Source organism: Flagellimonas nanhaiensis, from assembly GCF_003382275.1.
Classification (GTDB): Bacteria; Bacteroidota; Bacteroidia; order Flavobacteriales; family Flavobacteriaceae; genus Flagellimonas; species Flagellimonas nanhaiensis.
On sequence record NZ_QTJX01000001.1, the window covers coordinates 1390292 to 1404067 of the forward strand.

Here is a 13776-nt window from a genome sequence, read left to right on the forward strand (position 1 = left end):
CCTTTCTGGAATTCATTCAAATCAGTCAAAAAATCGACGAAATACCCGTTTTGTCAGATAAAACACACATTTTTTTGCGTTTCACAACATTTAATTCCTAAAAAAGTAGTCTGAAACTAATTTTGGTTACTGTAGATTGTGTAATCCTATGCCCCTAAAGACCGCTTCCAAGTTCTCCAATGGACTACTCCTTAAAGTAGTGCTGTCTTTTTGTGTGTATCTCATAGCAGTACCCCTATCTGGTCAAATCTCTAGAAAAGATAGTTTGTCCTACCGACTCAAAAGGTTGGAAACCACTAAACGTTTCAATCCCAAGGATACTATTCATATTAAATTGTTGATTGACCTGGCCTCTGCATACAGGTTTATTGATAATGATAGTATATACTCTATCTCTGACCGGGCTTTAAAATATAGTAAGGCCGTTAACTACAAACAAGGCGAGATAGAAGCATTGTACGCTCTTGGTGGTTTTTATTCTGAGAATGGAAATCGGAAAAAATCCATGGCTGCGCTCAACAAGGCACTACAATTGGCCAATGAAGCAGATAGCAAAAAGAGCCAACTGGATATTATAAACGCTTTAGGACAGAACTATAGTTATGAGGGAAATTACGCAGAATCACTAAATCTGTATTTGAAGGGTATAGACGTCGCCAAACAAATAGGCAGTAAAAAAATGCTCTCTATTCTTAACGAGAACATTGCGAGTCTTTATGCAAACCAAAGGGACTTTAAAAATGCTCTGATATTTTATGATACCGTTCAAAAAATTAATCGAGAGTTGAACGATGACATTGTACATGCTGAGACTCAGAGTAATATGGCTTCGCTCTATATGGATGCTAAAAATTTCAAGTATGCCATGTTCAACATCAACAAGAGCATAAATACATTTGAAAAAAACAAGATTTATGATTGGCTTGCCTACGCTTATGAAGTAAAAGGAAGTATCTACCTTGAACAAGAAAAATATCAATGGGCACTATACTGGTACGATCAAAGTAACATGATCCATGACCAGCATGTTGATGACGATCGCGAAAAAATTCAACTGCTCAATGGCTTGTCCAAAGTCTACTTGGGGCTTGGCAAGAACGAACTGTCCATGAAATATGCCCTGGAAGGATTAGAGTTATCCAAAAAGATAAAATCCCTTCAAGGACAGATAGATTGTTCGGAAACTTTATACAAACTCTACAAAAGCAATGAAGATCACGTTACTTCCTTGGCCTACATGGAAACTTTTAAAACGCTATCGGATTCGTTGTTCAGGGACAAGAACAAACAAAGTCTTTCTCTTTTAGAGACCAAACTGGAGCATGAGCAGGAAAAGCATGAACTTATCAAAGCAAATAAATTGGCCTTGGCCAAACAACGGAACTATATCTACTTCTCCGTTATTATACTGATCATACTCAGTATTATCATTTTTGTAGTAAGGCGAAGCGAGAGCATTCAAAAGAAACTGAACAAGGAACTTCATGAAAAATCTGAGGCGGTAATTGAGCGGGAATCCCAATTGCATGAAATCAACAAGACCAAGACCAAGCTGTTCTCCATTATTGGCCATGATCTTAGAGGACCCATCGGGGCTCTTCAGGGTATGCTCAAACTTTTCACCGAAGGGGAAGTAAGCAAAGATGAATTCCTTTCCTTTATTCCAAAACTTAAATCGGATGTTGAAAACATTTCGTTTACATTGAACAATCTCCTGTCCTGGGGACAGTCACAACTTAATGGAGTAGTTACCAAGGCAAAAAGTATTTCTCTTGAGAAAATTGTATCCAACAACGTCAATCTCTTGTCAGAGATAGCTGCAGGGAAATCGATTAAGATTATTAATCAGCTTCCAGAAAACACTATGATCTGGGCCGATCAAAACCAAATTGACATTGTAATTAGAAATTTGCTCAGCAATGCTATCAAATTTACCCAAGAAAACGGTCTAATCTCCATTGAGGCCAAAGAGAAATCGGATATGTGGCAGATTATGGTCCGGGATACCGGGGTTGGAATGGACGAAGAAATGCAGAAAAAAATCTTTGAGGATACCAACGTAACCACCTACGGAACCAACAATGAAAGAGGTACTGGTCTGGGGTTATCCCTTTGTAAAGAAATGGTGCTGAAAAACAAGGGTGAAATTTGGGTGGAAAGTATTCTAAGGAAAGGCACAACTTTCTACTTTACCGTTCCTAAGTCCGAGAAAAAATACCAGTGGGCCAGTTAAGCACTAAATTAAATCGCCTAAATTATCCACAGCTACAAAACGTTCTGCTGTAAACCCTTCGGCGTATTCCACTCCTACCAGTCTACCTAAGTCCCTTGCCCTATAGGTGACACTATCCAGAAAATTTTTACTGCTGATCGGAGTTTCAGGAGCATTTGTTTTGGGATCGTAAAATTGGGAGCCATAAGCCAAGATTGCTTCCTTTTTCTTTTCCATAAAACCAGATACGTCCACTACAAAATCAGGTTCAAGGTTTTTCCATTGAATATAATGATAGACTGCTTTTGGGCGCCATGGTTCTTGCCATTCATCATCCCCTTCCATTTTGGTATCTATTTTGATCAGTCCACTTAAAAAGCAAGCATCGCTTACCAATTTGCTACCCTTCGCATGGTCAATATGTCTATCATCGATTGCATTACATAGCACGGTTTCCGGGCGGTACTTTCTTATGACCTTAATAATTTCCAGTTGATGTGCCTTATCATTGGTAAAGAATCCGTCGGCAAATTCCATATTTTCCCGAACCGAGATTCCCAAAACTTTTGCCGCTGCTGCCGATTCCTGATCTCTTATCTCGGCTGACCCTCGAGTTCCCAATTCACCACGGGTCAAATCAATGATTCCCACTTTTTTTCCTTTGGAAACTTCCTTTGCAATTGTTGCTCCAGCTCCAAGTTCTGCATCATCCGGATGGGCTCCGAAAACTAAAATATCTAATTTCATTTGTTAAGGTTAGGCGTGTACGGTAAGGTTTTTTACCTGCTCTAAAGCTTGCTCAATGTCTTTGGTCAAATCATCCATTTCCTCAATGCCCAATGAAAATCTGATCAAAGAATCCTTTATTCCTTGTTTCTTTCTGTCCTCTGGGCTCATCAGTGCGTGAGAGGTCTTTGTTGGGGAGAGCATCGTACTCTCAATTCCTGCCAAACTCATTGAAGGTTTTATCAATTTTAAATGCTGAAAGAATAGAGACACATCAATATCTGGATTGAGTTCAAAAGAAAGCATCCCTCCAAAACCATTCATTTGTGATTTGGCCAATTCATGATCTGGATGGGTCTCAAGTCCTGGATAGTAGACTTTCTCAACCTCACTTTTATTATCCAAATAGGTGGCCATTTTCATGGCATTTTCGTTTTGTGCCCTTACCCTGATTCCCATTGTTTTGATGCTTCTTTCCAAAAGCCATACGGTATAGTCGCTTAAACTTCCTCCAAAACAAATTGCGGTCTGAAAGACCTGGTCCATAATCTCCTGGGAACCTGTAACTACACCTGCACAAATATCCGAGTGACCTCCCATATATTTTGTGGCACTATGAAGAACTACATCAACACCAAAATCATGTGGATTCTGATTTATTGGACTGGCAAAAGTGTTGTCAATTATTGAGAGAATTTTATTCTTTCTGCTCAATTCTACAACTCCTGTCATATCAGTAATCGTCAACAATGGATTGGAAGGTGTCTCAAGATAAACCACCTTTGTGTTGGGTCGAATCTCCCTTTGAAAATCAGCAACGGTCCATCCTTCAGTGAATGAATATTGAATCCCATATTTCTCGAGTTGGGTCACCACAAAATTATATGTGCCTCCATAAAGTGTTTGCTGAAGCACGATATGGTCCCCTGCTTGCAAAAAGGACATCAAAGCTGTACTGATAGCTGCCATTCCACTTCCAAAAATCAAAGCAGCCTCGGTATGCTCCAAGGCCGCCAGTTTTTTGCAGAGTGCTTCTTGATTTGGGGTATTGAAATATCTAGGGTATCTTTTTACATCTACATCTTCAAAGGCATACGAGGTACTCATGTACAAAGGGGATACCGCTCCCTTAAACGTCTTATCCTCCAATTCCCCAGTATGCGTGCAAATGGTATTTACACCTTTTTTTACATTATCCATGTGGAAAAAATTTAACCTAAAGATACGGAAACCGCTTATACTTCAACCCGCTTCCAATTTCCTTTTTTAAACCATACCATTGCCATTACCGCAAGCAATACCTCAGCGGCAGTTATGGCTATAAAAACACCTTTTGCTCCCATTCCAAACACCAACGCGGCCAAATAGGCCAACGGAAGTTGGAACAGCCAAAAGGAGAAGAAATTTATCTTGGTAGGCGTCTTGGTATCCCCTGCTCCATTGAATGCTTGTGTAACTACCATTCCGTAAGCGTAAAACACATAACCCAACGCAATAATCTGAAGGCAAAGTGCTCCATTTTCCACTACCTGTGGGGTTGCATTGAACCAAGAAATAATGGATTTGGCAAAAACAAGGTAAATCACTGAGACCAACCCCATGAAATAGGCATTGTACTTTCCGGTTTTCCAAACGGACACCTCTGCCCTATCTGGTTTTTTTGCTCCAAGGTTCTGGCCTACCAAAGTGGCCGCAGCATTGCTCATACCCCATGAAGGCATTAAAGTGAACATCATTACCCTAATGGCTATGGTGTAACCCGCCAGTACTTCGCTTCCAAATTCTGACATGATACGCATAAGGAACACCCAGCTTGAAGTCCCGATCAAGAATTGTGCAATGCCTCCCAAGGAAACTTTGATCAAATTGACCATTACGGTAAGGTTCAACACCAAATCGCTCACTGCCAGTTTGATCTTACCCCATCCAAAGAACAAAATACCCAACTGAAAAAGAACAGCAGACCCTCGTCCAATATTTGTAGCAATGCCGGCTCCCATTACCCCATACTCTGGAATTGGTCCCAGACCGAATATAAAAATTGGATCCAATATAATATTGAGACCGTTGGACAGGACCAAGGTCCACATGGCTATGGAAGCATCACCAGCGCCCCTGAAAATAGCATTGATCAGGAACAGCAACATTATGGTAATATTTCCACCTATCAGAAATTTTGTATACCCATAACCCTCTTCGATCAAGTCAGGTTCTCCTCCCATTAATGCAAGAATCTCTTTGGCATAAAGAATACCTACGATTCCCAGAACAATGGATATTACTATCCCCAGACCAATAGCCTGTACCGCTGCTATTCTTGCCGCTTGAACATTTTTTTCGCCTATCCGCCGTGCAACAACTGCCGTAGCTGCCATACTTAAACCTATGGCAAGGGCATAGATCAACGTAATTACAGACTCAGTGAGTCCAATTGTGGCCACGGCATTTACACTTACCTGAGAAACATAGGCAATGTCCACAAGTGCAAAAATGGATTCCATAAGCATTTCCAAAATCATTGGAATGGAAAGCATGAAAATGGCCTTTCGTATACTTCCAGATGTAAATTCAGTCTCTTTGCCAGATACTGCAATCCAGAAATAGTTAATCAATTTTTTGAAAGAATATGTATTTGAATTTGTCATTTAAAAAGAATTATGTGTAAAAAAAGAAGTGCAATGTCAATCAGTCCGAAAAGTCTTTCGGTTACTTTTTTGGCCCTTTGGCCATATTGACATCTATAGTGGACATAATTCTTATAACTTCATGATGGCACAAAGTTTAGAAAAAAAAATTAAAAGTTGCTGATTTTTTTTGTTTTTTGATGAATCCGATGTTCTTATATTTGGAACTCCATCCACAACTAACAGAAAACTTTATGTACCACAAGTGTTTGTTTTTCTGCATGATACTTCTTATTTCATGCACTACTTCATGTAAAAAAAATAATGATTCATCGGACAAAGAAAAAACAGGTTATACTGGTCAAGCTCCCAGTTCTGTAGTGCCAACAGTGGACAAACCCATACAAAAACAATGGAAAGGCACTTGGGCGTTAACGGATAGTACTACTTTCTTTTCCAACGATTTTGATGGTGCAAGATTGAACGGTGTCGCCTATGATGGGAACGATCACTATACTATTTGGATCACTGCAGAAAATACGCCGATCAACGTTAGTCCTTGGTATGCGTTCAAAGTTTGGTCCACTACCGAGCGGGATATTACCATTCAGCTCACTTACCAAGATTCCAGAAACAGGTACTATCCAAAAATCAGTACTGATGGTAAGATTTTTAAATCTTTGGACAGTATATCCTTTAAACCCATTAACCCAGGTGAAGGTGATTTTGGAATAAAAGCTGCTCCGGAATCTGCTGAAATTACTATTTCCGTAAGTGAAAATCCAACATGGGTATCTGCCCAGGAACTCTATACCTCAACTGTGGTGAAAACTTGGATAGATTCCTTAAGCGTAAAACCTTTTGTGAAAAATTATCCGGTTGGACTCTCCAAGGAGGGAAGAACCATGCACCTCATGGAAATCAATGAAAATGAGGAGTCCAAAAAGGCCCTGATGATCATTTCCAGGCAACACCCCCCAGAGGTTACCGGTTTTCTGGCCATGAAATCCTTTATTGAAACTATATCAGGGGATTCGGAGCTAGCTGTCAATTTTAGAAAGGAACATACTGTTTTTGTGGTTCCATTAATGAATCCTGATGGTGTGGACAACGGTCATTGGCGCCATAACATGGGAGGAATTGATCTAAATAGGGATTGGCAGAATTTCAATCAACCTGAAACCAAAAATGTACGCGATTTTCTAAGAGAAAAGGACAAGGATTATGATTTTGTCTTTGGAGCCGATTTTCATTCCACTTGGGACGATATTTATTATCCAATAGACACCACCGTAACCGGAAAAAAAGGTAAGATTATCTTTGATTGGATAGACAATATCAGCCAAAGGCTACCTCAGAAAAAGACCAATGTTGCCGCTTCTACCAATATTGATCCCACAATGGTGTCCAGGACCTATTTTTATGTAAATCATGATATGCCCTCCATTGTTTTTGAACTTGGGGACAATACCTCACGTGATTTCCTAAAATTGAAAGGGCAGGTAGCCGCGGAAGAAATCATGAAACTTCTTTTATCTCAAGAAGAGTAGTTATTTGGCATAGTGCACCCTGTATCTCCAAATACTTACCGCGCCAAGTATTAGAACACCTATCACGGTATACCAAACAAAACTTGGGGTAATTACTTGGTCACCACTGGCATAGCTATGAAGGCCCACTAGGTAAAAGTTTACCCCAAAATAGGTCATCATAATACTGGAAAAGGCCAAAATGCTCGCAAAGTTAAAAGACCATGTCCCCCGTAATCCCGGAACCAAACGCATGTGCACTACAAAAGCATAGATCATAATTGATATTAAAGCCCAGGTTTCTTTTGGATCCCAGCCCCAATATCTTCCCCAACTTTCATTGGCCCATTGTCCTCCCAGAAAATTACCTATGGTAAGCATAACCAAACCGGCTGTCAAAGCCAACTCATTAATTATGGTCAACTCCTTAATGCTGAGTTCCATTTTCTTTTTATTCTCCTTGGTAGTCAAAACCATGAGCAAAAGACATACTACACCCAAGATCATTCCAATGGTGAGCGGACCATAACTACCCACAATTACGGCAACATGAATCATGAGCCAATAACTGTCCAGTACGGGTTGTAAATTGGCTATGGCCGGGTCCACCCAGCTTTGGTGGGCAATCCATAATAACATTGATGTTACAAAGGCACTGGCCGCAATGGTCAATTCACTTTTTCTTCCCAGTGCCAAACCAATACCCATTGTGGCCCAAGCTACATAAAGGATACTTTCGTAAGCATCACTCCAGGGTGCATGTCCCGAAATATACCACCGTAAAACCAATCCAACCGTATGCCATATAAAAAACAGAATGATTGTTCCTTTTAGAAGGTAAGCTACTGCTTTAAGAATTTCCCTATCCTTGAATATCCTCACCACCAACGTAATGAACAATAACAATCCAACCAAAGCATAGTACCTGTACAACCTGTTAAATATGTCCAGCTTATTATAGATGATTTCCGTTTGGATTTTTTTGTCACTGGGCAGTACTTCTTTTCCGTGGTTAACTTGATTCTGCTTGAAGGCTTCCAGAAGTTTGTCCGATTGCGAATAGTCCCCTGTTGAAATGGCATTTTTAAGTGTTCCTAAGTAAAAGGGCACCGAATTACGAACAAAATTTGAATACAGGGAATCTTGAATTTGATATTGCCCAGAACGGTACTCTACTGCGGAGATCCATTTGTTGTTCTCGTTATTCAGCAATGGAAATATCTTCACTATCTGCCCACTCAATGCTATGTTCAACAGGCTGAGCCGCTCCCCTACTTTCTTAAAGTCCATTTCAAAGCTTGAAGGGTTGTTGGTGGAAGTCGCTTTTTCCAGATAAGGTTGCAGTTTGTATCTACCCTTTTCATCAAAAAAGTCGGTGGCCTTTACCAATTTTGTTCCTTTAGGAACTCCAATGATTTTTCTAGTGCTATCATTCTCCTTTTTCGCCAGTGCAATGAACTCAACATTGTACCACACACCAGGGTTCATCATCATAGAAAGGAAAACTTGATTCGCGGACAAACCTTCATAGGTATTCTTACCGCTTAATTTTCTAAGTACTTCTGATGCAAAAGTATGAATGGGCTTCATTCTACCGCCTTCATCCTGAATCACCAAAGCACCAAATTTTTCGGCATGTTCCTCTGTTACTACGGTTGATTTGATCACAGAATCTACCTGGGCTTTTGTGGGCAACATATTATGTTGATGGTCCGTGCTATCTTCCTGGGCTACGGCCAAAGGAATTCCCATCAAAAGTAACCCAATGGTCAGAGCAGCTTTTTTAGCTTTGACTTTTTCTAAGGCTTTCTGCAAATCCCTAAATCTGGTCTTACCAAAAAACATGATTCCCATTAGACCAATATATAATAGAAAATACCCAATATAGGTAATCCATGTACCCCACATATCGTGGTTTACGGACAAAACAGTGCCCTTTTCATCTGGGTGGAAGCTGGACTGGAAAAATCGATAACCTCGATGATCTAGCACATGGTTCATGAAAATATCATAATCAAAAGGGCGGTCATCATGAACGGTGATTCTACTCATGAAAGAAGAATACCCCATTTCGGTTCCTGGATATTTTTCGGCGATAAAATCATTCAATTGAATGGAAAAAGGAAGCTCATGGACCTTGGAGCCATAGCTAAGTGAAAAATCTAATCCTCCAACATTGATCTTATCTGAAAAATTTGAAGTACCCTGTCCTCCCAGTAATTTTATTTCTTGACTGGCTCCATTGGCGGTTACAGAAACCACCAAAGCATCTTGTGTGCTCTCGGTCACTTCTTCCTCCGGTACCTTGACCACTCCATAACTTCCCTTTACCATAGGTTCGGGAATAACAAATTGCATACCCGCCATGTTATAAAGGGACCGCAGCTGTAACGATTGAATACTGTCGTTGATTACCTCACCTTGGAACTGATCCGCCATCCGCATAAAACTTCCAGCAAATGGGGATTTCACTTCATAACTGCCTTCCTTGGTATAGATATTAATAGCTCCTTCCGTCTCTTTGTTCAGTGCAAACAACACGTTGTGAATGCTGGCAATCTGTCCGTTTTCAAGATAGTGTTCATGCCGTTGGCCATCCCCTGCCTCTACTATTTTCAGGTACTCTTTTCCGTTTTCATCTGGAATAAGTCCTTCTTCAGCTCCGTCTATAAAATCAACATAAGAAATGGTAAAGGGCACACCATTGAAGTCGGATTTCCATGGAAGGCTTGAGCGCATTCCCTCTGGGGTCACAATCAAATCATCTTCCAATACCTTTCTTTTGGTCTCGCCGTTGATATCGCCATCAACAAATGCAGTCAAATAGGTTTTATCGGAATAAAATCGATTTTCAGAAGCTCCTTCACGAATGGGCATTACACCCTCAAAGCTTATGTAACGGGTAACAAAAGCTCCTAAAATGATCAAAACCCAAGAAAGGTGAAGCAATAGTACTGGCCATTTCTTCCATCTCAACAACTTATATCTGGAAACATTTCCGATAAAATTGATCATCAAGAGGGCCATGATAGCCTCAAACCAAGTTGCATTGTAAATGTATATTCGGGCTGTTTCAGTACTGTATTTAGTTTCCACAAGGGTACCGATGGCCATTGCTGCTGCAAAAACCAAAAGTAGAACTGCCATGAGCCTGGTGGAAAACAGAGTCTTTTTGAGAATATCGATCATTAAAACGAGATGTACTTTTCAGCTTGCAAAAATACGGCGTTTTTACCATTTCAGTGTTTGCCGGTCAAAGAAAAGTCCGATCTAAATGTTAATTGCTTTGACTTAAATCTGTCTTCAAATTTGTAGTTTTGTACATGCTCTCAGCTGTTATTTTGGGCACAGGAAATCTTGCCAGGCACTTGTTCGGGGTATTCTCCAAAACCGAAAATGTGGATGTGGTCCAAGTTGTGGGCAGAAATGAAAGGCGATTAGTCCAATATTTTGACAGCACGCATATTTCCACTGATTTTGACACGGTCAAAGATGCAGATGTTTACATTATAGCTGTTAGTGATCGGGCCATTGGGGATGTTTCCAGGTTTCTTAAAAACAAAAAGGGCCTAGTGGTCCATACTTCTGGGGCTACTGAAATGGACGCAATCCAAACTGAGAACCGAGGAGTTTTTTATCCCTTGCAAACATTCAGCGAAGAAAGATCTGCCAATTTTAGAAGTATTCCGATTTGTATTGAAGCCAGAAAAAAAGAATCCCTTTCCATCCTTCAGGAATTAGCAGATTCAATTTCCGACAAGGTTCATAAAATTGACTCCGAGCAAAGAAAAAAGTTGCATCTTGCAGCGGTTTTTGTAAATAATTTTACCAACCATTTTTATCTTATTGGAGAAGAAATCTGTGCTTCAGCTGGCCTGTCTTTTGACCTGTTAAAGCCCTTAATTCGTGAAACTGCCGAAAAAGTCCAGTCCATGAGCCCTGCCAAGGCGCAGACCGGCCCGGCCCGAAGAAACGATACAATCAGCATGGAAAAGCACTTGACGCTTTTAAAAGATCAAAAACAAATAGAACTTTATACACTGTGCAGCAAAGCCATAAAAGAAGTTTATGAAAAAAAATTATAAAGAACTCTTAAGCGACATTACCACTTTTGTATTTGATGTGGATGGTGTTTTTACCGATGGATCAGTATTAATTACAACTCAGGGAGAAATGCTACGAAAAATGAGTGTTAAAGATGGTTATGCACTTAAAACCGCCATACAAAAAGGATATAACGTCTGTATTATTTCCGGAGGCACCAATGAAGGGGTAAAAGAGCGGTTAAAAGGTCTTGGGGTAACGGATATTTATCTGGGTGCCCACCATAAAGTAGAACCCCTTGAAGAATACCTTGACATCTATAACATTGACCCCAAAACAGTAGTGTATATGGGAGATGACCTTCCGGATATCCCTCCTATGAGAATGGTGGCCCTAGCAACTTCCCCGCAGAATGCCGTTCAGGAAGTAAAGGCTATTTCGGACTATGTCTCACATAAAAATGGTGGAGACGGATGTGTCCGAGATATCATTGAACAGGTGTTGAAAGTCAGAGGTGATTGGAACGATAATTTCAACGCAAAAAATGACTGAAAATCCCATCCAAAAGAAACTTAAGGGCCATAAAATCATTCTAGGTTCAGGTTCGCCACGTAGAAAAATGTTCTTGGAAGAAATGGGATTGGATTTTGAAGTCCGTCCAAAATCGGTTGAAGAAGTATATCCAGAACATTTAAAAGGAAAGGAAATATCGGAATATCTTGCCCAGCTAAAAGCTGAACCGTTTCAGGAAGAGCTCAATGCCAATGAAATTGTAATTACTTCGGATACGGTGGTATGGTACAACAATGCTTCTTTGGCCAAAGCGGGAGACAAAAAAGAAGCCTATGAGATGCTTCGCACCATGTCCGGCGATTGGCATGAAGTCATTACTTCAGTTTGTTTTACCTCTACCGACCTTCAAAAAACGGTCAGCGCCACTACCTGGGTAAAATTCAAGGATTTTTCCGATGATGAAATCAATTACTACATTGAGCAGTATCAGCCTTTTGACAAGGCAGGAGCCTATGGAATCCAAGAATGGATCGGAATGATCGGGATTTCTGAAATCAAGGGGCCTTACACCAATGTAGTTGGCCTTCCTACTCATTTGGTGTACAAAACCTTGATGGAATTTTAATTCTGAGGATTAAATCTGTTTTACATCGATAATCTTGACAGGGCAAGCTTTGGCTGCCTTATCGCAACTATCAAAAATGATATCATCATGGGATTTAATGGTGTGGAAACCCTTTTTATTCTGTGAACGCAACAGAACGGACTTACCATCTTTTTTGGACATGGCAAATTGTTCTGGCGCCATTTCCACACAATAATTGCACCCAATGCACTTTTCGCGCTGTAAGGTAATCACTACCATTAAGCCTCTACCTTGTTTTCAACGATTTTGTAGAGTTTGTCCGAAGGTCTGATTCTAAATTCGACTGGAATCGTCACCGAGTCACCTTTTTGCCCCTTGGACAGTTTATCATCGTTTACCAACATTTCAGTAACCTTCATTTCCTGAGCCCCAGTGGTTGGCCCAGTAATTAGTATGGTATCGCCTATGGAAAGGTCGTATGCCTCAATTTTGAACTCTCCTATGTTGGATTTCGGGAAATAATGCACTCCTTTACCAATGTAAACCTTCTTTTGTGTTGCTGCAGATCCTGAAACAGCACTCCATTCTCCCAATTTCTGCCCCAAATAGTATCCGCTCCAAAAACCACGATTATAGACCTTTTCCAATTCCTGCATCCAAGTAATCACCTTTTCCTTGTCATAATTGCCTTCATAAAGACTGTCCAATGCTTGTCTGTAACATTTGATGACCTTGGCTACATATTCAGGTGCTCGTCCCCTACCTTCAATTTTGAGCACTTTAATTCCTGCATCGGCTACTTGGTCCAAAAAGTCAATAGTACATAAATCCTTTGGGGACATGATGTACTCATTATCCAGTTCCATTTCAAAACCAGTCTCCTGATCAATAACGGTATACTTTTTTCTACAGTTTTGTTTGCACGCTCCCCTGTTGGCCGAAGAATTGTACGAATGTAGACTCATATAGCACTTTCCAGATACGGCCATGCACAAAGCCCCATGCCCAAACACTTCAATTTCCACCAAGCGTCCTGAAGGCCCCTTGACCTGTTCTTTTTCAATCTGTTCAGTGATCTTCTTTACCTGCCTTAAGCTAAGTTCACGACTTAACACCATGGTATCGGCAAACATGGCATAGAATTTCACCGTCTCAATATTGGTAACGTTGATTTGGGTTGAGATGTGAACCTCTAATCCCAATTCCCGGGCAGCCGCAATTACGGCCTGATCCATGGCAATGATTGCGGAAAGCTCAACCTCTTTGGCTTTCTTCAATAACGTTTTGACCACAGAAAGATCGTGGTCATAAATTATCGTATTTAGGGTGAGATAAGTTCTTACTCCCTTGGCATTGCACCTTTGTGCAATTTCCGGAAGGTCCTCCAAAGTAAAGTTCATGGAAGCCCTTGCCCTCATGTTTAATTGTTCCACTCCAAAGTAGATGGAATCTGCTCCATTGTCCAAAGCTGCCTGCAGGGATTCAAAATTTCCCGCAGGGGCCATTAACTCTATTCGCTGCATACCTAACTTTTAGCTTCAA

11 protein-coding genes are annotated in these 13776 nt (G+C 40.6%); 5 read left to right on the forward strand and 6 right to left on the reverse strand.

All coding sequences use genetic code 11. The features are described 5' to 3' along the window. Positions 1-148: 148 nt before the first annotated feature. On the forward strand, positions 149-2233 hold the full coding sequence (locus DX873_RS06340) for a tetratricopeptide repeat-containing sensor histidine kinase (RefSeq protein WP_116183644.1): 2085 nt from the start codon (positions 149-151) through the stop codon (positions 2231-2233). A gap of 3 nt (positions 2234-2236) precedes the next feature. Here DX873_RS06340 and bshB1 read toward each other — a convergent pair whose 3' ends face one another. From bshB1 to DX873_RS06355, 3 genes are read right to left on the reverse strand one after another with little or no spacing between them, the layout of a single operon-like run. Next, positions 2237-2959, reverse strand: a complete 723-nt coding sequence (bshB1, locus tag DX873_RS06345; protein ID WP_116183645.1) for a bacillithiol biosynthesis deacetylase BshB1 — start codon at positions 2957-2959, stop codon at positions 2237-2239. A 9-nt stretch (positions 2960-2968) separates the two neighbouring features. After that, the gene (locus DX873_RS06350) at positions 2969-4138 is read right to left on the reverse strand and encodes a trans-sulfuration enzyme family protein (protein WP_116183646.1); all 1170 of its coding nucleotides are present in this window, start codon (positions 4136-4138) and stop codon (positions 2969-2971) included. Between the two features lie 35 nt (positions 4139-4173). Further along, a complete protein-coding gene (locus DX873_RS06355; protein WP_116183647.1) occupies positions 4174-5583 on the reverse strand; it encodes an MATE family efflux transporter in 1410 nt (469 codons plus the stop codon). A 260-nt stretch (positions 5584-5843) separates the two neighbouring features. Here DX873_RS06355 and DX873_RS06360 point away from each other — a divergent pair, with 260 nt between their 5' ends. Then, a complete protein-coding gene (locus DX873_RS06360) occupies positions 5844-7112 on the forward strand; it encodes a M14 family metallopeptidase (protein WP_116183648.1) in 1269 nt (422 codons plus the stop codon). On the opposite strand, the gene DX873_RS06365 is transcribed toward DX873_RS06360, so the two are convergent. Continuing rightward, positions 7113-10280 (reverse strand): cytochrome c biogenesis protein CcsA, encoded by a 3168-nt coding sequence (locus DX873_RS06365; protein ID WP_116183649.1) that lies wholly within the window; start codon positions 10278-10280, stop codon positions 7113-7115. 134 nt (positions 10281-10414) lie between these two features. On the opposite strand from DX873_RS06365, the gene DX873_RS06370 reads away from it, so the two are divergent. Genes DX873_RS06370 through DX873_RS06380 form a run of 3 tightly spaced genes read left to right on the forward strand, consistent with a single transcriptional unit; the run spans position 10415 to position 12273 of the window. After that, positions 10415-11176 carry a Rossmann-like and DUF2520 domain-containing protein gene (locus tag DX873_RS06370; protein ID WP_116183650.1) on the forward strand — a complete coding sequence of 254 codons (762 nt, stop codon included), beginning with the start codon at positions 10415-10417 and terminating at the stop codon, positions 11174-11176. Further along, positions 11160-11687 carry a KdsC family phosphatase gene (locus DX873_RS06375; protein ID WP_116183651.1) on the forward strand — a complete coding sequence of 176 codons (528 nt, stop codon included), beginning with the start codon at positions 11160-11162 and terminating at the stop codon, positions 11685-11687. The genes DX873_RS06370 and DX873_RS06375 overlap by 17 nt, the downstream gene beginning before the upstream one ends. Then, complete coding sequence (locus DX873_RS06380) at positions 11680-12273, forward strand: Maf family nucleotide pyrophosphatase (protein WP_116183652.1); 594 nt, start codon at positions 11680-11682, stop codon at positions 12271-12273. The genes DX873_RS06375 and DX873_RS06380 overlap by 8 nt, the downstream gene beginning before the upstream one ends. 9 nt (positions 12274-12282) lie before the next feature. On the opposite strand, the gene DX873_RS06385 is transcribed toward DX873_RS06380, so the two are convergent. Further along, positions 12283-12513 (reverse strand): ferredoxin, encoded by a 231-nt coding sequence (locus DX873_RS06385; RefSeq protein WP_116183653.1) that lies wholly within the window; start codon positions 12511-12513, stop codon positions 12283-12285. After that, the gene (locus DX873_RS06390; protein WP_116183654.1) at positions 12513-13757 is read right to left on the reverse strand and encodes a peptidase U32 family protein; all 1245 of its coding nucleotides are present in this window, start codon (positions 13755-13757) and stop codon (positions 12513-12515) included. The genes DX873_RS06385 and DX873_RS06390 overlap by 1 nt, the downstream gene beginning before the upstream one ends. Positions 13758-13776 lie beyond the last annotated feature (19 nt).